The 17,376-nt window shown below is 59.9% G+C and carries 18 protein-coding genes and 1 pseudogene; 14 read left to right on the forward strand and 5 right to left on the reverse strand.

Going from position 1 to position 17,376, the window contains the following annotated elements; all coding sequences use genetic code 11:
- Window positions 1-113: 113 nt before the first annotated feature.
- Together IVB36_RS28615 and IVB36_RS40595 are read left to right on the forward strand one after the other, a co-directional pair.
- Window positions 114-305, forward strand: a complete 192-nt coding sequence (locus IVB36_RS28615) for a hypothetical protein (RefSeq protein ID WP_247393921.1) — start codon at window positions 114-116, stop codon at window positions 303-305.
- Between the two features lie 266 nt (window positions 306-571).
- The gene (locus tag IVB36_RS40595) at window positions 572-754 is read left to right on the forward strand and encodes a hypothetical protein (protein WP_345946354.1); all 183 of its coding nucleotides are present in this window, start codon (window positions 572-574) and stop codon (window positions 752-754) included.
- Between the two features lie 1,525 nt (window positions 755-2,279).
- Here IVB36_RS40595 and IVB36_RS28620 read toward each other — a convergent pair.
- Entirely contained in the window at window positions 2,280-2,624 is a 345-nt protein-coding gene (locus IVB36_RS28620) for a hypothetical protein (protein ID WP_247363667.1), read from the reverse strand.
- Between the two features lie 398 nt (window positions 2,625-3,022).
- On the opposite strand from IVB36_RS28620, the gene IVB36_RS28625 reads away from it, so the two are divergent.
- From IVB36_RS28625 to terL, 5 genes are all read left to right on the forward strand, one after another.
- Complete coding sequence (locus tag IVB36_RS28625; RefSeq protein WP_007595450.1) at window positions 3,023-3,238, forward strand: hypothetical protein; 216 nt, start codon at window positions 3,023-3,025, stop codon at window positions 3,236-3,238.
- Between the two features lie 318 nt (window positions 3,239-3,556).
- Window positions 3,557-4,255: a hypothetical protein gene (locus tag IVB36_RS28630; protein ID WP_247393924.1), complete on the forward strand. Its 699-nt coding sequence runs from the start codon at window positions 3,557-3,559 to the stop codon at window positions 4,253-4,255.
- Window positions 4,256-4,358: 103 nt separating this feature from the next.
- Window positions 4,359-5,822 carry a DNA methyltransferase gene (locus IVB36_RS28635; RefSeq protein WP_247393927.1) on the forward strand — a complete coding sequence of 488 codons (1,464 nt, stop codon included), beginning with the start codon at window positions 4,359-4,361 and terminating at the stop codon, window positions 5,820-5,822.
- The gene (locus tag IVB36_RS28640; RefSeq protein WP_247393930.1) at window positions 5,740-6,240 is read left to right on the forward strand and encodes a DUF5681 domain-containing protein; all 501 of its coding nucleotides are present in this window, start codon (window positions 5,740-5,742) and stop codon (window positions 6,238-6,240) included. Before IVB36_RS28635 ends, IVB36_RS28640 begins: the two co-directional genes overlap by 83 nt.
- A complete protein-coding gene (terL, locus tag IVB36_RS28645; RefSeq protein ID WP_247375319.1) occupies window positions 6,237-7,640 on the forward strand; it encodes a phage terminase large subunit in 1,404 nt (467 codons plus the stop codon). Before IVB36_RS28640 ends, terL begins: the two co-directional genes overlap by 4 nt.
- A 9-nt stretch (window positions 7,641-7,649) precedes the next feature.
- On the opposite strand, the gene IVB36_RS28650 is transcribed toward terL, so the two are convergent.
- Together IVB36_RS28650 and IVB36_RS28655 are read right to left on the reverse strand one after the other, a co-directional pair.
- On the reverse strand, window positions 7,650-7,820 hold the full coding sequence (locus tag IVB36_RS28650) for a hypothetical protein (protein WP_247393933.1): 171 nt from the start codon (window positions 7,818-7,820) through the stop codon (window positions 7,650-7,652).
- Between the two features lie 438 nt (window positions 7,821-8,258).
- Complete coding sequence (locus IVB36_RS28655) at window positions 8,259-8,654, reverse strand: hypothetical protein (RefSeq protein WP_247393936.1); 396 nt, start codon at window positions 8,652-8,654, stop codon at window positions 8,259-8,261.
- A gap of 244 nt (window positions 8,655-8,898) precedes the next feature.
- Here IVB36_RS28655 and IVB36_RS28660 point away from each other — a divergent pair, with 244 nt between their 5' ends.
- The 5 genes from IVB36_RS28660 to IVB36_RS28685 all read left to right on the forward strand — a co-directional run bounded on the left by IVB36_RS28660 (window position 8,899) and on the right by IVB36_RS28685 (window position 12,671).
- Window positions 8,899-9,759, forward strand: coding sequence for a YqaJ viral recombinase family protein (locus tag IVB36_RS28660; protein WP_247393939.1), 861 nt, complete (start codon window positions 8,899-8,901; stop codon window positions 9,757-9,759).
- The gene (locus tag IVB36_RS28665) at window positions 9,743-10,906 is read left to right on the forward strand and encodes an ERF family protein (RefSeq protein ID WP_247393942.1); all 1,164 of its coding nucleotides are present in this window, start codon (window positions 9,743-9,745) and stop codon (window positions 10,904-10,906) included. The genes IVB36_RS28660 and IVB36_RS28665 overlap by 17 nt, the downstream gene beginning before the upstream one ends.
- On the forward strand, window positions 10,903-11,502 hold the full coding sequence (locus IVB36_RS28670; protein WP_247393945.1) for a hypothetical protein: 600 nt from the start codon (window positions 10,903-10,905) through the stop codon (window positions 11,500-11,502). The genes IVB36_RS28665 and IVB36_RS28670 overlap by 4 nt, the downstream gene beginning before the upstream one ends.
- Window positions 11,503-11,964: 462 nt before the next feature.
- Window positions 11,965-12,162 carry a hypothetical protein gene (locus tag IVB36_RS28680; RefSeq protein WP_247393948.1) on the forward strand — a complete coding sequence of 66 codons (198 nt, stop codon included), beginning with the start codon at window positions 11,965-11,967 and terminating at the stop codon, window positions 12,160-12,162.
- Between the two features lie 290 nt (window positions 12,163-12,452).
- On the forward strand, window positions 12,453-12,671 hold the full coding sequence (locus IVB36_RS28685) for a hypothetical protein (RefSeq protein ID WP_247393963.1): 219 nt from the start codon (window positions 12,453-12,455) through the stop codon (window positions 12,669-12,671).
- A 2,237-nt stretch (window positions 12,672-14,908) separates the two neighbouring features.
- Here IVB36_RS28685 and IVB36_RS28690 read toward each other — a convergent pair.
- On the reverse strand, window positions 14,909-15,193 hold the full coding sequence (locus IVB36_RS28690) for a PilZ domain-containing protein (protein WP_346731067.1): 285 nt from the start codon (window positions 15,191-15,193) through the stop codon (window positions 14,909-14,911).
- Between the two features lie 182 nt (window positions 15,194-15,375).
- Between IVB36_RS28690 and IVB36_RS28695 the strand changes: the two are divergent.
- Window positions 15,376-15,720 (forward strand): annotated as a pseudogene (locus tag IVB36_RS28695) (single-stranded DNA-binding protein); the annotation flags it as partial.
- Window positions 15,717-16,349, forward strand: coding sequence for a hypothetical protein (locus IVB36_RS28700; protein WP_247393954.1), 633 nt, complete (start codon window positions 15,717-15,719; stop codon window positions 16,347-16,349). The pseudogene IVB36_RS28695 and the gene IVB36_RS28700, both read left to right, overlap by 4 nt.
- Before the next feature lie 42 nt (window positions 16,350-16,391).
- Here the strand turns inward: IVB36_RS28700 and IVB36_RS28705 are convergent, their stop codons facing one another.
- Window positions 16,392-16,610: a hypothetical protein gene (locus tag IVB36_RS28705; RefSeq protein WP_247393959.1), complete on the reverse strand. Its 219-nt coding sequence runs from the start codon at window positions 16,608-16,610 to the stop codon at window positions 16,392-16,394.
- Window positions 16,611-17,376 lie beyond the last annotated feature (766 nt).

A 17,376-nucleotide genomic window follows, 5' to 3' on the forward strand; every position in this document is an offset into this window, starting at 1 on the left:
AATTTCGGATGCACTGCCCGGGCTGTTCAATGTTGAGCGCAACGTGGACACTCCCCATCTGCTGCTTTGCCGAGCTGTCTTGCGAGTTCTTGTCTGAGGTCTTGCGTCTCCCAATGTGCACCATCGCTCCTGACGATCTTCTTGGCGCGCTCGAAGGCGTGGCTTTCGGCTGCATCGTCGCCGACGCGAACATCCTAATGACGTTGGCCGTCTTCCGGCTCGGCCCCAGGGCGATCATCGGCGGCTCGTGCGTGACGCCCTTCGTCTCTCGTCAGAGAGGCAAGTCGGTCCAATTGATTAGCTAATCCGGTGAGGGTCCTTGCGACGCTCTTCAACAAAATTGCTCGTTCGGTGGAAATAGCGGATGATTTAGCAACGGCCTTGTATTCAATCGCGAGTTCTTGACGTCGGGCGGCAACATACAACCAACCGCCGGTCTGTCTGGTAGCGGACACAGCCACCTAACTTGAGCCGGCTCGCGGCCTTTAAATAATAAAAGGAACTTAATTTGTTTAATTGCTTTAAATTTCGTGCGGCTTAATATCCGCACGCCACCGACCGGAGCTCAAGCATGCCAAGCCCCACAGAAGACGAGGACCGCCGCGAGTTCTTAAAGACCTGCGGTAGGTTTGCCGTCGTGACGCCTCCAGCGATGACGCTCCTGCTATCAACATCGCTGACGTCTAACGCCATTGCGCGGTCTGGCGGGGGCAGCTCGCATGAGCATCACCACCACCACCATCATGACGATTAAGGCAGTGGCATTTCGATAGGCGGTGCCTTGGGCAACGCCGTAGGCGATCATGCCGGCCTTACGCCGTCGCCGGCATGGAGTGGGCGGCCCTGGGGCGCTCCTTTAGCCCCCCTGCGCTCCAGGGCGCTTTCCACAGGCGCACGACCCCGATCCGGGCGAACATCACCGGCGCGCCTCGCTCCGCGACCAGCAGCAGCACTTTCATTCTGGCCGATCGCCGACCAGCAGCCCACCTCGCTTGTTGGGCGCGAATCTGCGAACTGTATAGGCAGGCATAGGCGTGCAACAGGCTGGGGGGCCGCTGGCGTGATAGAACGGTCACGCTACCCACTGGTGAGAAGGTGGACACCGGAAGATCATCAGCGGCTGATCGCTATGGCCGCCGCAGGAAATCGACCCGACGACATCGCTCGCGCGCTGGGGCATGGACAGAACCGGCTGTGCGAGGTCGCGCGCATCTCCACAACATCCCCTTGCGATTGGTGACGCAAAAGCAGAAGTGAACCGGAGTTGAGGCGGCCTCATTCGCGCGTAGGCGGTTCGCGGGCGCATTCAAAGCGGTCGTAGTCCCACCGACTGCACGCTTCTCCCCCAAGCCCGCCACCAAGGCATCTCGACCCCTCTCGACGACCTGACTTTGGTGGTTACAACCCTGGCGCTGCACGCCACGAACTCCGCCGCGCGCATCGAGCAGATGCCTGCCAGCGGATTCATCTTCGTTGCGGCGAATTCTTTTTTCCTAGTCGCGATCGTAAACCGTTTTGAGGCCGCGGCTTCGGCCTGTCTGACCCGCTTTCGTAGCTCGATGAGCTGACGGTACTCGGCTTCCAGCGGGTCGCGATAGGAGAGCTGCGCGGCTGGTGCACGATAGTTCGAATTTCCATCCGACGAATATCGAGGCAACCCCGCTAACTGGTGATTCGGAAAGAAAATGCCCGATCGACGCGACGATATTCCGTCCCGGCAAGTTGGCAACGAATGTCACTCGTTAAGCTTGATGCTGCCGAGATGCGTTAAACCTGGAACTGCTGACCAGAAATGGATCTGCACGTGAGCCGGCTAGCTATACGAACACGCGAGATCGAACCGCTCCGAATACTGACGACGCCAAACCACGAACATAATACCGCAAATATTCGTTGCGAGTTGCGGCCACTTCTGTTTGAGCTGTGGAGAATAGTGAAAACCAGAAGAAATAAGAGCGCAGCTCGCATTTAATCCGACGCAGTGAGTCGGAGTCCCTGAAGTGCCGGACATTTGGTTTCCACTTCTCGCGACCGCCATCGTCGGCACACTCCTTTTTCTTGCCTTCCGACGATAGCCCGCCGTGTGGCAATAAATCCTCAGCGGCCGCTGAAATCGCGGTTCCCTACGTGATGCCTTTGACTGTGCATAAACAGGAAGGTTCACTTCCAAGACAGGAGGTGGACGTGAGTACCTGGTTGCTCGTTTTTCTAGTTATTTTGAGCGTGGGCATTTTAATCGCACACGCTATCGACGCGATGCGCTCCTGAATCGCTGGACGTCACTTGCCATTTAATTGGATTTTCGTGAAGAAGACCAAAATCGCGCACTTGTCTAATCGTAAGCGCTGCTCCGCCCGAAATAGACCGGCTAAGGGCTGAGGCTTCCCGCATCGCTCGTCAACGCGCGCAGTCGCGGCGGCCCAAGCACAACCCGAAATGCCGGGGCCGTAGACGGCGCTGGCGGTATTTTGTGCGATCGCGAGATCCAAGGCCCGGCCTTGCCTGCGGGCGGCAGTCGCCTGGAAGCCGTCGATTTTGCGAATTCGAAAACCGTGAGGCCCGAGCGGCAGGTCAGCAGCAATATCTTGCTTGCCGCTCGCAGCAATCGACGCGTGGCGATCCACCGAGGGAAAGCATACAGCGAATGTGCGAAAGCGAACAGACCTGATGGGTCAATTTGACTAGTCTCGCGGTGGTCCCAATTGCGGGCCACGTCTTTTGTGGCAGTACCATAGAGGGGCGTGCAATGGACGCTCGTGCGCGACTGGATGGTTGGCAATTCGCTCTGCACCAACATTATGAGGCACTCGCGTCTCAAGTATCCGAACTTGAGACCCTTAGAGACCGAGTAGCTAGGGCCGAGCGCAGAATCGTCGGTGCGACACGCGAAACTAGAGCTGGGAAGGCGGTTTATGAGGGCAGCGCGGTCGGCCCGGCCAGCAACGCGATTATCTGATCAGCGTAAGAGTCCGGGCTTTCAAGACTGACTTAGCTGCTACCCGCCCCAGCCGGGGGCCGGACTGTGGACATTCGTGATTACCAACCGCAATTTGAGCAGATGTCCCTCGATGAGTTGTGGGCTCTCTACACCGACGTCGATCAGATTCTCGCCGCGAGGATCGTTGCCAAAAAACAAGAACTCGACAGGCGACTCCAACAACTCCACCAAACTAATGGACCGGGCGGTTCATCAGAGCTCAATGTCCGCGCATCATCGTCGGGTCGCGACCGGCTCTGACAAGGGCGTCGCGCTTGCCGCAAACCCTGCGCGCGAGCGAGGCTCCCCACCTAAGGTGATCGGGCCATCGATCAACGTCTGCCGGCGGTTGCTTCAGCTTGTGGCTGCACCTGTCGTCCTGGCAACAGACCAAGAGACCGCGGCCGCCGAACCAGCTGATGTCCATAACCGGGACCAATGAAAATGCAACACCACAGCATCGCGGACGTCAGCTGCGTCATTCTTCAATGCTTGGATGCATATCAAGCCACTGACGTTGAACCACTCGTGTTGAAGTGTTTCCCGGATCTCGACCGGCACACGCTTTGGAGACCAAACATGCCCAGTTACGAATGGCTGCAGCCGGGCGAACGCAATAAACGACGCTCGATTGCGGATGCCACCGACCTTCTGCCCTCAGACGGAGCGCGGAGGGGCGAAATCCGGGTCGGCGGCTTGCAACTCCGCTCACGAGAGGTAGTCGGCCAGGTTGCCGTCTTTGCCAAGAATGCGGTCGCAGGGTCGATCTCCATCGTCACGCTCCCAACTTGCAAGAAATGTCGCGGCCGGCGCGAGGGCAGCCAGGAAGTCGAAGAATTCGACATCTTTCGTCTTGACGGAGCGATCGTCGATGGGAGCGGCACTGTCGAGCTTGTCGATGGCACGCGGCTTCGCGCGGTCGAGCTCGTACCGGCTTTGCCTTGGAGTGCATCAATGCACCGAAACCGCATGTCCCTCCAAGAGCTGGCCGTAGATTTGCTGTTCGATACATTGGGGGAGGACCGCTACAATCGGTCGCCGCAGGAATATGAGCGCCTCGCTTCGCTAATTCCTCATATCAAGGAAGCGCATCATCGGGTAAATGAACGACTTAAACAGCTTCAGAAAACGGGCCAGCAGCCGTACAGTGCAATTTGCTATTTCAAGGCCGGCGACGTTGCGCCGCGCTATGTGCCGTTTCCGACGAAAATCTCGGCTGAGACACTCCGCAAGGGCCTCATCGCAATCGGATTGAGGACCCCAAAATGGCTGAAGTAAAACCCATCTAACCAGCTGATTATTTTAAGTTTTTATTTCCGTTTACCCAACGCGGCTTTCATGATGCATATGAACTGCTCCTTAAACGACCAGGAGCACCACCATGATGGAGCGAACGAAGGCCGCCTCCAAATCATACCGCAAGCAGACAGATCTTTCCCAGTCTCGAAAGTTAACTGAGCAAGTCCAACGCCCAATCAAAAGCCATCTGCAGGTTCTGAAGGCAAGCTCCCGTCTGCCTCCGGTTGATCAACCGGACGTACGATTGCTCCCGCCGCAATCCCTCAAGCAGGCGAAGAAGAACGCTCGGACGCACTCCAAGAAGCAAATCACGCAAGTTGCCGACTCGATTCGGCAATTCGGCTGCATCGCTCCCATTGTCGCGGATGAAGATGGACGGATCATCTGCGGGCACGCCCGCTGCGAGGCGGCCAAGCAACTTGGATTGAAGGTGGTCCCCGTCCAGGTGCTGCGCGGTCGGAGCGACGCGGAAAAGCGCGCACTGGCGCTCGCCGACAACAAGATTCCGGCGAACGCAGGCTGGGATCGCAAGCTGCTCGCCGAAGAACTCGGAGAACTCGCCTGCCTCCTGCCCGAGTGCAATCTCAGCCTCGACATCACCGGGTTTGCACCGGCCGAGATCGACGGCCTGATGACTGATTTCGGCGATGTGGACCAGGATTCGGCGGGCGCCCCCTGCGTCATCGCCGAGCAGCCCATCAGCCGCAGAGGAGAGCTGTGGCGGCTCGGCCAACATCGCGTGCTGTGCGGTGATGCCTGTGATCAAGCGGATTGGGCGGCGCTCGTGGGGAAAGATCTCGCGGCGGTGGTAGTATCTGATCCTCCCTACAACCTCCGCATCGGCACGACGCTCGGCCGCGGCAAGATCAAGCACCGCGAATTTCAAGTTGCCTCCGGGGAAATGTCGTCGCCCGAGTTTACCGATTTTCTCACGAGCTGGATGCGACTGGCCGTCCAATTCTCGCACGACCGGTCAATGCATTATATCTTCATGGATTGGCGACACCTGGGCGAGATGCACGGCGCCGGACACGCCGTTTTTGGTCCGCTGCAGAATCTGGTGGTCTGGAACAAGACCAATGCCGGCCAAGGCAGCTTTTACCGGTCCCAGCACGAACTGATCTTCGTCTACAGGAACGGCGAAGCGCCGCATCTCAATAACGTTGAGCTTGGCCGCCATGGCCGCAGTCGCTCTAACGTCTGGACCTACGCCGGCGTCAATACCTTCCGCCAAGGTCGGCTCGCCGACCTTACGGTACATCCCACGGTCAAACCGGTGGCCTTGATCGCGGATGCGATCAAGGACTGCACGCGGCGTGGGGATCTCGTGCTGGATCCGTTCCTCGGGTCGGGCACCACCCTGCTGGCGGCGGAGCGCGTCGGCCGCAAGGCCTATGGGCTGGAGATCGATCCATTATATGTCGATGCCGCAATCCGCCGCTGGCAGGACGTCACCAGGCGCGATGCGATTCTTGCTGCCACCGGCCAGACGTTCGAGGAAGTCGCCGCCGAGCGGTCGGCCGCAACCGCGGGGAGCAGCACATGAGCCGCCGCAAGCCACCGCGCCGCGCTGGCGTGTCCAGAAACCGAGACGACGTCGGGTACGGCCGCCCGCCCGCGAGCACCAGTTCAAGCCGGGTCAATCCGGCAACAAGAAGGGCCGACCAAGGGGATCCAAAAACGAGGCGACCATCATCAACGAGCTTCTCAACCGCAAAATCGATATCCGTGAGAACGGACGAGCGCGCAAGATCAGCGTGCACGAAGGCATCCTGCTTAAATTCGCGGATGATGCGCTCAAGGGCAATCCGAAATCGGCCGCCTTCCTTCTGAACCGCAAGCTGCTGGTCGAGTCCTCCGAGCAGCCGGCCAACGATGTCCTCGATATGGACGATCGTAAGGTCTTGGAATCTTACGTCCGACAACTGGAAGAGAAATTCAAGAAGCGAGGAGAACCCGAGTGACCAAACACGACCGCGCACTAATCGACGCCATTCTACGCACTGACTTCATCAGCTTTGTCTATCGCTGCTTTCTCCACCTCAACCCGGGCGCTCAATTCCTGCCCAATTGGCACATCCAGGCAATTGCCTACCAGCTTGACCGCGTGCGCCGCGGCGAGATCACCCGCCTGATCATCAACATGCCGCCGCGCTACCTCAAATCGATCACGGTGTCTGTGGCATTTTCCGCCTTCCTGCTTGGGCTCGCGCCAGGTCGCCGGATCATTTCCATCAGCTACGGCGATGACCTCTCGGCCAAGCATGCCAGCGACTTCCGATCGATCGTGCATGCCGACTGGTACCGCCGCGCGTTTCCGGACATGCGCATCGCGCGCAGCACCGAAACCGAGCTGATCACGACCCGGCGCGGTTCGCGCAGGACGACATCGGTTTCGGGGACCCTGACAGGGCTGGGCGGCGACGTGATCCTGATTGATGATCCGCAAAAGCCGGTTGATGCGCAGTCGGAGGCGCGCAGAACCGGCATCAACCAGTGGGTGACGAATACGTTGATGTCGCGGCTCGACAACAAGCAGACCAGCGCGGTCATCGTGGTGATGCAGCGCGTTCATCTGGACGATCTGTCCGGTTTTTTGGCCAGTTCATCCGATGACTGGGAGGTGCTCAGCCTGCCCGCGATCGCCGAGACCGATGCCGCGATCCCGATCGGCCCCAATCAATTTCACCTCAGGAAGGCCGGTGACGCGCTGCATCCGTCCCATGAATCGATCGAGACGCTGCGCAAGCTGGGCCAAACGCTCGGGCCCGACGTGTTCGCCGCGCAGTACCAGCAGGCGCCGGTTCCGGCCGGCGGTGCCATGATCAAGCGAGACTGGCTGCGATATTACGACGAGGTCCCCTCACGAGAGGTGCTGGGCTGCCGCATCATCCAGAGTTGGGATACGGCCGCCAAGAATGGCGCGCAAAATGACTGGTCCGTCTGTACGACGTGGCTGGTCGTTGACGGGAATTACTACCTGCTGGATCTTGTGCGCGGACGGTTCGAATATCCCGTCCTCCGCGACACCGCGCTCGAGCTCGCCAAGCGCTTCAAGCCGCACGAGATCCTGGTCGAAGACGCCTCCACCGGAATTGCGCTGGCGCAGGAGCTCCGCGACAAGGGCAATTGCTTCGTCAATCCCATCAAGGTTGAGCACGACAAGATCGGCCGGCTCTACGTCCAGCAGGGCAAATTTGCCGCCGGACGAGTCTGGTTCCCCAGGAGCGCGCCGTTCCTGGCCGAGCTCGAGATGGAGCTATTGACCTTCCCGCAAGGCCGTCATGACGATCAGGTCGACAGCATCAGCCAGGCGCTCGCCTATGAGGACAATGGGTACGATTACACGCTGAGTTGGGTCTGATGCTGGGCGCTAGGCGAGCCGCTCCATCACCCAATCGTGCAGCCCGAGCCGCATGATGGGCGAACCGAGCTCGCGACCGCTCCAGACGTGAACATCAGCCCGGTCGTCGGGGGCGCTCAGCGCCCCCTTCGGCGAATGGCAAATGAAGAAGAACCGGTCGAACTGTTCGGTGGCGTCCATCCGGCGGATATAGGGGTCGAGGGTGTTTTGGTTGGCGGCCGGTTGTCTTCAAGCCCAAGTTCGTGGGTGACCGAACCATACCCGCAGTGCAGCTCAGCGCTGTCCGGGCTGTTCTCCCACCGGCCGTCAGCGCTGAGCTTGATTTGCCGAACCGTCTTCTCGCTGTCAGCCGCGCACTGAGTGCCGATCCCGTGAAGCTCTTGCGCGATTTGCTATCCGGAAAGGCGGTGCGGAAGCGGACCGTCCTTGGCTAGGTCCGCTGCAGACCCGATCGATGCACGTTGGGACGGCTCGTGCGGGCACGCCGCACCGGCGGTGCACCGCGCCATTCTTGCACATGCGGATACCGAAACGCATCGCGCATGTGCCCTGTCCGATGTCCGCTAAGGTGCCCGATCGGCATCAGCAGCAAATTCCGGAACGAAGCCAATTTGCCGTTCAACCTTGCTCTCGTCCTAAGAACCGAAGCGCCCGTCTCTGCCTGACCAGGGCGGCGCGCTCATAGCGGTCAAGGCCCGTGACCCACTTTGCATCCGCCGGGACTGGGCAGTCCAGCAGCGCCGCCAACATCTGCTGGCGGGCGGCGCGGATGCGCACCAGCTCGAGCTTGGCCCGCGCGAGGTCCACGACCATCTCGGATGCGCCATGAAGCCGAAATCCCGAAATGATGGCGCTGACCAGACGTGCGATATCCGGGTCAGCACGGTCGCGGGGACGCGCCAATCCGTGGCGGAGGGCATTGCCGCTGGACCTTGCCTTTCCGGCCGTCGTGTTCGGGCCGGTGCTGCGCTTGGCGTTGGCGCGATTGGCTTCGATCTGTCGAATTGACGCCATCTGCGAGCTCCTTGTCCGAGGCTGGTTGCGGCACTCGGAAACATGGCTCTAACATCTTGGTTCATCAAGATTTTTCGGACTACAAAACAGCAAAATGCTGCAGAAAGGACTGGCATTCCCGCGCCAAAGGAGCGTTAATAATGGCAACCGGGCCTTCGGCGTTGGCCCCGGTCTCTCTCCTCGCCGGTGCGGGGCTTTTGGTGGTGCGGCGCCAAGCCGCGTTTGCCAAACCAAGGAGAGACCGGTGATCCCGATTGCAACCGACGGCGCCGAGGCGCCACATCGCATCATCAAGTTCGACCCCATTGACCGGCGCGCCTTTGTCGGCGGCTCGGACGCCCGCATCATCATGGGCCATGACCAAGACGACCTCACGCGGCTGTGGCGGGAAAAACGCGGCGAGATCGCGCCGCAAGATTTGTCGCAAAATCTGATCGTTCAGCTCGGCAGCGTCACCGAAGACCTCAACCGCAGCTGGTACCAGCGCGCGTCGGGTATGACAATTACGGAAATTCAGAAACGGGTACGGCATCCGGTCCACCGCTGGATGGCGGCCACGCTCGATGGCATTGTCGCAGAAACCGGCGCGGTGTTCGAGGCCAAGTTCATGCTGCCCTGGGCCTTCACCGAGGAAGCCGCGGCCGACAAGCACATGGCGCAGCTGCAGCACAACATGTGGGTGGTCGCAGCCCGTTCGGCGGTGCTCTCGATCATTACCGGCGGCGGCAAATGGGTCGAGCTCACGGTGCATGCCGATCCGCTCTACCAGCACCTGCTGCTCACGGCCGAAAAGAAGTTCTGGCGCTGCGTGCAGAACGGCGAGCCGCCGCTGCTGTTCGGGATCGAGACCCCGCGGCCGCGGTTGGCCGCCGTCAAGGTCGTCGACATGACCGCGTCCAATCTGTGGGCCGACTGCGCGGCGACCTACCTGCGCACCCGCGCCGCCCATGGCGAGCACGAACTGGTCAAGGCCGAACTCAAGAAGCTGCTGCCCGAGGATGCCAAGGAAGCGTTTGGCCACGGACTTCGCGCCAAACGCTCCAAAGCCGGCGCGATCAGCTTTGATCCGGTTGAGATGGAGCGCGTCCATGCACCAGGCCAGTGAGCACATCGGGGCGATCGCGGCGGCGCTGGCCCGCGCCCAAGCCGAACTGACCAACCCGGAAAAGACCCTGACCGCGCAGATCCGCTCGCCGTTCCTGCGCGATGAGGACCGCACCTTTCGTTATGCCTCGCTGGCGAGCGGCCTCGACATCGTGCGCAAGACCTTGAGCCAGCAGGAGATCGCCACCATCCAGAGCACCCGGGTCGAGGCCAGCACCGGCCACATCCACCTCACCACCCTGCTCGCCCATTCCTCCGGCGAGTGGATCTCCTCGGACTGGCCGGTCTGCGCCTCAAGGGACATCGAGGCGCCGCATCGGATGGGCGCGGCGCTGACCTACGCCCGACGCTACGCCCTGTTCGCGCTGGTCGGGATTGCCGGCGAGGATGATCTGGACGCTCCCGATGCCCCCTCGCCGGCGGCGGGGCCGCAAGTAGCTCAAGGGGCGACAGCCAAGCCCGCCCGGGGCATTGTCAACCGCGCACCGGTGCTGGCGCCGCCAGACTCCGCCGAGCTCCGCGACCAGCTCTTGCGCCAGCTCGCATCCCTGACCGAGAGCGCGGACCTGCTCGCCTGGGCCAAGGCCAGCCTGCCGCGCAAGAACACCCTTTTGGAGCCGGACGCCAAGCTCGTCGAGGCCGCCTATCAGGCCAAGCTAGAGGACGACGCAGGTCTCGCAGCCGCCGACCAAGCGGCCGCCTTGGATTGCGACCCAAGCTCGCCAGCGGCACCCAGTCCTGCTGCAGGCACCGAGGCCGCGTTGCAGCCAGCTCTCCCCGAGTCCGGGCTCGTCCATCCCAAGGAGCCGCCCCGCAAGCGCAGCAAGGCGCACCTGCTATTTGTCCGGGCGCAGCCCTGCCTGGTGTGCCAGCAAACCCCGTGCGATGCCCATCACCTAAAATTCGCCCAACCCAGAGCACTCGGCCGCAAAGTCGGTGACGAATTTACCGTGCCATTGTGCCGCGCCCATCACGAGGAGCTGCATCGACACGGCAACGAGCGGGCTTGGTGGGCAAACCTGCAGATCGCGCCGTTGCCGGTCGCGCAGGAGCTGTGGGCGGCGAGCCCCGTCCACGGTCCGGCCGACACCGCGATCGGCACCGCGCCGTTTCCGGTCAACCTTGGATCGGAGGCCTCAGTCCGATGAACGGCCTCGTCCAAACGGCGCGCGAGCTGACCGCGACCGCGCTGCCGGCCGAGTTTGAGGCCTTGGCGCCGCCGCCCCTGCTGCTGCCCGGCGAACAGCTCGACCAATACCACGCGCTGCGGCAGGCGATCTTCGCCGACCTAGCGCCGCGCTCCGCCATCGAATGGCTGCTCGCCATCGACATTGCCGAGCTGTCCTGGGACATCCAGCGCTACCGCATGTTGCGGCACAAGCTGCTCGAGACCTATCGCCAAAGCGCGATTGAAGCGGCGCTGCGTCGCATCGATCTGGTCGGGATCGATTCCGAGTTCGAAGCGGAGGCCGAGTCCTACACGCGGCAGAACGCATTAAGCTGGCGACTTGATCCCGTCGCCGCGACCGAGATCGACGCGCGGCTTGCGACCTATGGCTTCGACCAACACGCCATCACCACCGAAGTCTACGTTCAGGTGCGCGAGGTCCTGGTCCTGTTCGAGGGGCTGCTCAACGCCGCACAAACCAAGCGCATACTGCTCCTGCGCGAGATCAGGAATCCGCGCGTCGCAGGCGCTCGCCAAGAAGCTGCGCAAGCCGCAATCCTTCGTCGCCAAATATGAAGGCGGCGAGCGCCGATTGACGTCATTGAGTTCATCGCCATCGCCGAGGCACTCGAGGCCGATCCGCTGAAATTGCTGCGGCGGTTCATGCGCGGAAGAAAACAATAGCTGTGAACGCCGGGTTCTGCTCCGATCGGGCCTAGCTTGGCCCGCGACGCTGGATGCCGGCCCTTCCCTTACCCCGCATGCCAATAGCGGCTAGAAGCTTTCGTTCCCGGAAAAGCGATTCCGGTCCGATTCAACAACGATGGTCGCCTTCGCTAAGAGGACGCGATGTCAGCTTTCCGGAGGTGAGCGGAACTGCATACCTCTCGGCTAGAGCAGCCTTTGACCCTGAGCAGACCTCGCAGGCCGAGGCGATACAAAGTGCGCCAGCAGGGTTGATGCCATTTATTGAAACATAAGAGTATTAGCTGTCGTTGCCGAGACGGGCGAAGGCATCGAATAGGCGGGGTCGAAAGGATGCAAGATTTGGCGTTGGCGATGGTGATTGTTGTGGCTCTCGGAGGAGTCTTGTTCGGTGTGAGATATATGCGTCGCGAAACTTACCTGCCGTATCACGCTATCGTAGTTGGAAAGCCCTTCAACGAACTCGATCCGGGTGTTCGAGCAATCATTCTCGGCATGCTAAAATCATTGGCAGTGGCTTTGCCACATTAGGCGCTACGCTCCTTTGGTTGTGTTTTGCGCTTTACACGGGCGAACGCTGGGCACCGTGGGCGATCTTGACCGTCTCAGCCGTCGCGTTGATCCCGATGCTGTATGTTGCAATCACATTGCGAACGTTCCGGCCAGGAGCGCCGACGCCTGTACGTCCCACGTGCGTTATGATGATTTTGATTGTGATTGGCGTCGGTCTGTCTTTGTTTACGCAGCGATTTTAGAACGCAGTAGACGTCCGTTTGCGGTCCGAAGCGGACTTCCTCTATTCATGAAAAACTGAGCATTTGCTGCGGCGTGGGTTGACGAAAAACTACGGCACCACCAAAACGTGTGATCTTGGCGTCGCCAGAATCCATATCGAGAAGATCAACTACCCATTCCTCTACACGCTCAAGGCAAGCGGCGCGGAGTTCGGCGCCGGCATCAGGTGCGCCGTCCAGAAGGGCTGGCTGGACCTGCATGAGAGCGGCACCTATGTGCGGTTGCTGACAGCTGTAGGAACCTAGCATCACTGCCCGGCTTGCTGTCTCGCTAGCTCGCCCAAGCTGACGGAGCCGCCCCGGCCTAACCTCCGAGGACCCTCCAAGCCGGGGGCGTCTCTTTAAATTGCCAACATGTCCCGGTCGCTGTCCATGGAGGAAAAATTGCCTTCGGACCGCCGAACTTTCATATGCCAAATGGCATAGGCGACGGCTAATTCAACCGGCACCATGTAGTGCCACAAAACGCCGGGGCCAGAGGATGATTCCTGAGGCCGGAAGTTCTACGCGCCGCTCCGAGACATCGCCCGGATCTGGAGACGAACGCGCCCCGATTGCCGTTTGTTCCCGACCTTCATGGACTGCAGAGCCGGCGCATGATGCATGTTAAGCCTTCTGCCGATCGTGGAAGCGGCATATTGCAAGCCTGAAACGCTGGATTACGATCATCTCCCCGGGGCTGGCTGCATATTTCACTTGATCCTTTTAACCCGGCTTCATTTGACCACGCACGGGCCGCAGCAGTGTCCCCTGCTGCGGCCTTTAGCGGCCAGCAGCTTCCGGATAACGCCTTGGTGAACGAAACCGTTTGCCGCGTTGCGCGAAGCACTCCGGAAATGGTCTGGGTCTACCCTCCTCCGTACTAACGAGGGGATTTCAAAATGATTACGCTTAAAGCAATTGCGCTTGTTGTTGGTGCGGGATTTATCTTCACGGCGTATTCGGGTGATCTCGGCGCTGACGTGGTTCTCGCCATCGTCGCTTGCCTCTCATAACGGAAAGGCCCGCCAGCTCAGCCAGCCTCGCTGGTCCTCCCACACCTTTGCTGCGGCAAGCCTCTCTCGCTCAATGCCTATTGCGAAGGAGTCTTGTCGTCTCGGTTGAGAAACCCGAGCCGTCGCTCCAGCTCTTCCTTCTTGGCCACGAGCCTCACGGCAAGAACGTCATTGACGAGCGTGTGGAGTCGCCACAGCTCTTCAACCGACATGCTTTCAAACGGCTTTCGTTCCACGAATCCCCCCGACTCACGGATTGTCTGTAGCTTGGGGCTACGAGGGGAAGCTGGCAACTAGTCGTCTGTGGAGCGCGGAAGCTTAGAGGCGCCCGCGAACTTTAGCTGTTCTTCTGACTGATCCTCTCCGCCGTCGGTGCGGCGTGCCAATCCTTCTTTGCTCAGCTTCGAGCACGCGGTTGCGAAGGGCTTCGAGTTCGGAAAGTTCAGAGATGAGTGCATCCAGATACTGGCGGCGCAGGACATCTGCGCGAGCAAAATTACGCATGAAACGCCCCTACAATAATCACACACAAAAACTGCGAGCCCGCTAACGCGGTAAATGTCATCTGCCGGATGCAACGGGCGGCTTTTGCCCAAATGAAAAGCCGCCCGACCGGGGACCGGGGGGCGAGCAAGGCGCTGTCATTAGCCTGTGGCATAATCATTGCTCTGTTGAAGACGGACTGGGATTTCAGTGCCCAGTTTGAGACAAGAGCGCCGCCGGGGGGACTGGCATTTCGAGCCCGGCGGCGCTCTCCCTTACTGTTCTGGCTCCAATCTTTCGATCCTGGTTGCGCCTTCCCAAAGCTCAACGGCATGTCCATTGACAAGCTGCTTGGCTCGTTTCCGGGCTGTCGTCTCATCGGGGAGCACCAAGTCCACCCGAAGCGCTATGTGCCCGTCAGCCCCGATTACGTAAGCTCGATATTCGCGCATGGTCGTGCAGTTGAGTGCTTCATCCAGCCCCGTTTAGAGCCGATCTAAAACGACGGCAGTCTCAAATGAGACGCCCCGTAGTTTTACGTAGATTCATTGAGACAAACAGGGAACGGTACCGCGACGTTCTCGTAACGGAGATGGCCCGCCAGTGTGAGCCGGCGGGCCTTTTGCTGTCAGATTGCCGGAGATCTTCTTGTTAGGGGCCCGTGCGAAAGGCCCGCCCCGGCTTTTCGGCCCGGAGCGGGCCAAACGCGGAAACCAGGGTTACTCTGCCACCTGCAGCACCACCCCCGACCGGTCTGGCGGCTAGCCGCGGCTCTCGTCCTTTAATCGCGACCATGCCCACATGTCGGGACGGCCCGCACCTGTCAAAAACGACAGGGTCTTTGCGAAACGGATCACCGGGCGCCCTCCTGACAGCCCCCGCAGCGTGTGTCGTCGTTGACCCGCAGCAACAACGCTCGATGCCTGCCGCTAGACAGCGTGGTAACACTACCCCACCTTGTCCCCTGGGGCACTTGGCTGGCACCGACAACCTACCGGAGCCGACTCAATCGGCTTTGAACACGACGCCGATGCGAGTATCACTCGACCAAACGAGACGACAATCTCTGATGATACGGTCTCTTTCCAACATCATCTTGAATGTGGCAGGCATGTGCAGCTTCGTCGATAACTCGATCCCAGCCCCGTCCTCCGAGATGTTGAACACGCGGCAGCGTTGGCTGCCGCCATCTCCAAAAATGTAGGCGACCAAGTCGACCTCCGAACGATCGATCTTCCGGCGATCCGACATGATTATCCTTGAGTTGACGCGGCTGTCTCGGTCCTTCATTGGCCGAAGCTATTTCAAGCAGTCTAAACTGCCGCGCGATCCGTGTTGCCAAGCCCGACCGCTCTTTGGCTAGCTCTCTCATAGTCGAATACGTCGTGTCCGTCTCGCTCAATGACCTCGATCAGGATTGTTTGGCTCTGAACATAGGTCACCTTGTCAGCGAGCAGAGTCGGCCTCGCCTTCCGAAAGAGCCGCCTCGGAGACGAAGCAAGGATCACCTCGGCTTCATTCGCAGTCAGGGTTGTCTGGTCTGCCAGAAGACCCCCGCTGATGCGCATCACTTGAAATTCGCTCAACCGCGAGCCCTGGGACGAAAAGTCAGCGACGAGTTCACCGTCCCGCTTTGCCGATCCCATCACCTATCCCTACATCGACAGGGAGACGAAAGAGCCTGGTGGACCAATCTGCAAATTTCGCCATTGCCGATTGCAAAGAAACTTTGGGATGCGAGTCCCGTCCATCCAACGAATGGAGCACCAGTTGCTGCACCGTCGTCGCATCCGCTGTCGGAGACGCGAGGTCAATGAATGGTCCTGTCAGCCTCCCCCAATCGCAGTCGGCAAGCCTCTTGCCGCCTCAGTTCGAGGCGCTTTGTCCGCTGCCTCAGCTCCTGCCGGGAGAGAGCATCGACCACTATCATGCGCTCCAGGCCGCAATCTTCCGCGACATCGCCCCTGAAACCGCTGTCGAATGGCTGCTCGCCATCGACATCGCCGAACTTTCCTGGGAGATGCAACGGTATCGCGTGCTACGGCACAGGCTCCTGAATACCTATCGTCAAAAAGCAATCGAAATGACGCTTCGGCGTGTTGATGTCGCCGGGATCGCGCCAGGCTTTCAGGATGTAGCTGAAATTTACACCATCCATAACGCACTGGACTGGCAGCTAGATCCTTCTGCTGCCCTCGATATCGAGACCCGTCTTCGATCGTACGGCTTCGATCAACATGCGATCAGCATGGAAGTCTACGTTCAGGCGCGTGAGATCCTCGGGCTGTTTGAATCGCTCCTAAGCGGAGCACAGCTTCGACGCCTAATGTTGCTGAAGGAGATTAACAATATTCGACGCTCGAATATGGCGAAACTTGCTAATGTTGCTAGCCGCAACGGTCAGCCAAGGGGTGTCCAAACTGGCATCAGAGTAAGGGATACCTGATAATTCTTCTTTGCTGCCTGCAGCACCCTTCGACTTTCGCCTTTATAGGCCCAGCCGGCTGCGCAAAGTGCCTCGCTCCTCGAGCAGTTCTCGAAGTCGTTGAGCATTGTCAGATTGTGTCTCCTGCCACTCGATGCGCTCCTCTGCAGTCCACAAGCAGGATTCGCGATCGAAACGAATTTTCTCTGCCTTATCAAACTCCCTGTACAGTTGGATGTCGCGCTCAACTTGGTCCAGTTGTTCCTGGAGAGTTCCTGGCATCGGCCGTTCCTTCGCCGCTGGCCCTAGCCCACGTTATCTTGACGCAATCGGTGCGGGGATCGACGTGTGATGTCGCTCACGGACGCAATGCGACCATCTTATTCAGAATTGTTTCGGAGAGCCACCGCATCAAATCATCAAGTTCAGTCCGCACGACCACTACTTTCCGTCATCACAGCGGCTGCACAGCGTCCTCACCCGTGTCGACCTCCAATCGATAGGCTAAGCTGGCAGCGACCTACTACTGCGTCTGATTGTCGATCCGTTCATTTCATCGGGAAGGAGCGAAGGGTCCAGCACGGCAGAGAGCCTTCGCGCCCTTCGAACTGGACATGACCAGCGGGCGTGACGGCGCGGCGCATATGGTGACACCGGTCTTCCAGGTGAATCCGGGCACGACGATGGTCCTGACGCGCGGGAATAAGAGTCGGTCTACCTTGCGCGGCCATGACGGGGCATCGACTCGCCTGCACAGTTTAAATCATCGTCTGCGCGACGTTGATCAACGTCCAGGTGTCCTTCGGAAGCCACAGCCGCGAAGACCTAACCCGGCACGTGAAGGTGCCATTTAGGCTTGCGTAGTCCGGAGTCCTGGCACCATCGCTTGTGATAGCGATGCCTTGTATTTGGGTTCGGATTGGCTCACAATTGGCATCGCTTTTTCCGTCGTAAGCGCTTAGCCGCAACCCTATTGAGGCTGGCTTGACGTTTTGCGGAATCGCCACGGCATGAGGTCTTCGATGCGGCTATGGGGATGGCCGTCGAT

Source organism: Bradyrhizobium sp. 35, assembly GCF_023073215.1.
Taxonomy (GTDB): Bacteria; Pseudomonadota; Alphaproteobacteria; order Rhizobiales; family Xanthobacteraceae; genus Bradyrhizobium; species Bradyrhizobium canariense_D.

What these genes read in the sequence shown, in the direction of transcription:
- IVB36_RS28615 (WP_247393921.1), top strand. Translation starts at nt 114, where the DNA reads ATGTGCACCATCGCTCCTGACGATCTTCTTGGCGCGCTCGAAGGCGTG.
- IVB36_RS40595 (WP_345946354.1), top strand. Translation starts at nt 572, where the DNA reads ATGCCAAGCCCCACAGAAGACGAGGACCGCCGCGAGTTCTTAAAGACC.
- IVB36_RS28630 (WP_247393924.1), top strand. Translation starts at nt 3,557, where the DNA reads ATGCCCAGTTACGAATGGCTGCAGCCGGGCGAACGCAATAAACGACGC.
- IVB36_RS28635 (WP_247393927.1), top strand. Translation starts at nt 4,359, where the DNA reads ATGATGGAGCGAACGAAGGCCGCCTCCAAATCATACCGCAAGCAGACA.
- IVB36_RS28640 (WP_247393930.1), top strand. Translation starts at nt 5,740, where the DNA reads ATGCGATTCTTGCTGCCACCGGCCAGACGTTCGAGGAAGTCGCCGCCG.
- IVB36_RS28650 (WP_247393933.1), bottom strand. Translation starts at nt 7,820, where the DNA reads ATGGACGCCACCGAACAGTTCGACCGGTTCTTCTTCATTTGCCATTCG.
- IVB36_RS28655 (WP_247393936.1), bottom strand. Translation starts at nt 8,654, where the DNA reads ATGGCGTCAATTCGACAGATCGAAGCCAATCGCGCCAACGCCAAGCGC.
- IVB36_RS28665 (WP_247393942.1), top strand. Translation starts at nt 9,743, where the DNA reads ATGCACCAGGCCAGTGAGCACATCGGGGCGATCGCGGCGGCGCTGGCC.
- IVB36_RS28670 (WP_247393945.1), top strand. Translation starts at nt 10,903, where the DNA reads ATGAACGGCCTCGTCCAAACGGCGCGCGAGCTGACCGCGACCGCGCTG.
- IVB36_RS28680 (WP_247393948.1), top strand. Translation starts at nt 11,965, where the DNA reads ATGCAAGATTTGGCGTTGGCGATGGTGATTGTTGTGGCTCTCGGAGGA.
- IVB36_RS28690 (WP_346731067.1), bottom strand. Translation starts at nt 15,193, where the DNA reads ATGAAGGACCGAGACAGCCGCGTCAACTCAAGGATAATCATGTCGGAT.
- IVB36_RS28700 (WP_247393954.1), top strand. Translation starts at nt 15,717, where the DNA reads ATGAATGGTCCTGTCAGCCTCCCCCAATCGCAGTCGGCAAGCCTCTTG.
- IVB36_RS28705 (WP_247393959.1), bottom strand. Translation starts at nt 16,610, where the DNA reads ATGCCAGGAACTCTCCAGGAACAACTGGACCAAGTTGAGCGCGACATC.